The 1623-nt window shown below is 42.5% G+C and carries 2 protein-coding genes; one reads left to right on the forward strand and one right to left on the reverse strand.

All coding sequences use genetic code 11. From position 1 onward, the window contains the following. The first annotated feature begins 465 nt into the window (after nt 1-465). Nucleotides 466-1164, forward strand: a complete 699-nt coding sequence (locus Xenpb_RS19230) for a hypothetical protein (RefSeq protein WP_187655721.1) — start codon at nt 466-468, stop codon at nt 1162-1164. A 60-nt stretch (nt 1165-1224) separates the two neighbouring features. Here Xenpb_RS19230 and Xenpb_RS19235 read toward each other — a convergent pair whose 3' ends face one another. Continuing rightward, complete coding sequence (locus Xenpb_RS19235; protein ID WP_187655722.1) at nt 1225-1476, reverse strand: ogr/Delta-like zinc finger family protein; 252 nt, start codon at nt 1474-1476, stop codon at nt 1225-1227. Between the last annotated feature and the right edge of the window lie 147 nt (nt 1477-1623).

Here is a 1623-nt window from a genome sequence, read left to right on the forward strand (position 1 = left end):
CACGTGGAAAGAATGTTTACCGAGATCAATACCAATAAGTGTGACGTTTTGCATGATGGCCTCTCCTGAAAGAAAAACACCCTGCCAGCATACCGCTCACAGGGTGGGGGTGACCATCTCATTAGGCCACCGCAAGGTGGATTTTTTCTTTGGTTTTTAGTGCACGAAAATAGCAAAGTGGCGACGGAGTGGCGACGCAGTTTTTCTCTTATCGCCAAATCCCCTTCAATTAACCGCTTTTTCACAGTGACATATCTCACGAATCGAAATTAAAAAATTCGCTGTACGAATGCAAAAATGCCCCTCTATTTTCGAAAGGTTTTCTACTTCATCGCTATAAATCTATTAGATAAATCTCACATCTATACAGAACCACCCTTGACCAAACATTCTCATTTGTCATATTTGTCTCATCAAGGTGATTGAAATGGATAACCAAACAAAATTGGATAGGGATTGATGGCTATGAAGCGCGTAAATTGTAAAAAATGTCAGGGGGAGATAACACCGAATGAACAAACATGCCCACACTGTGGAGAAAAAAGATCAAGCGGATTAAAGCCACAAACCATCATAGCCATAACCGTTGGTATTATGATTTGTGCCGCTACCTTCCATATTGTCAGTAATGCTGATTTGACCCGTAATTATGACCAGCAAGCCGCTTCCAACGATAAAAGCCATTTTCCTTTCAAGAACATACATGAGATGGTGACGGGGCCTTTCTACACCTGCTTAACTCAACGCTATTCTGCGAAACCGGGTAAGCTAAAACCGGATGAGATCCTTGCGTGTGATGATGATTTCAGAAAATATTTAAGTACACCTGATGACCCAATCAATCTGGATAACTTTATTGCAAACTTTAGCCGCACCAATAATGCTTACAAACCGTTAGAAAAAGCCATTAAACGCAATATGTTTGATGTTTCCAGTTATCAGCATATTGAAACAACCTACCAATTAGCCCTCAACCAACAACAACAGCCTTACGCTGTAGTACACACCGTATTCAAAGGTAGAAGCATATTCGAAAGGACAGTAGAAGATTATCGTACGGCGAAAGTAGATATAAAAACGGGCGAAATTATAGCGTACATACCGAAAGTGACCGTATCAGAGGAAGGACAGGTTTTCGTGATAACGGACATGCTCCCTGAGTAATAAATTTTCTGCATAACAAATACAGAATAAGCCCCGGTTTTTATTCGGGGCTGCCTTCAATCAGAATCCAAATCCAATCTGTTCATCACCGTAATGGCTGGCCGGGAACGCCATTTTCGGGACGGTAAAATCAGTCGGTAATGGCTGGGGTGTCGGGAGTGTCAAATACCGCTCAATGCTGGTGATAGTGGTAAACGTGCAGCCACACAGTATATTCTGGCATTGGTGATAACTGCGCCGTGTTTCTTCACTCATCATTTCGCTGGTTCGCGTCTTTGCCACAGCGCCGCATTGGGGACAGGTAAACGCCATGAAAAAACCCTCCATCATTGCTGTCTCTTCTACACAAATCCCTCGATTGAATCGAGGGATATTTTTGAACCTTTTTCTGCCTGGCTGATCTCAACAAGAAATACCACGTTGAGGTAACGTATGATGTTTTCTACAAACACTGAGCAA

Origin of the sequence: Xenorhabdus sp. PB62.4, from assembly GCF_014467285.1 — a bacterium.
Lineage (GTDB): Bacteria > Pseudomonadota > Gammaproteobacteria > Enterobacterales > Enterobacteriaceae > Xenorhabdus.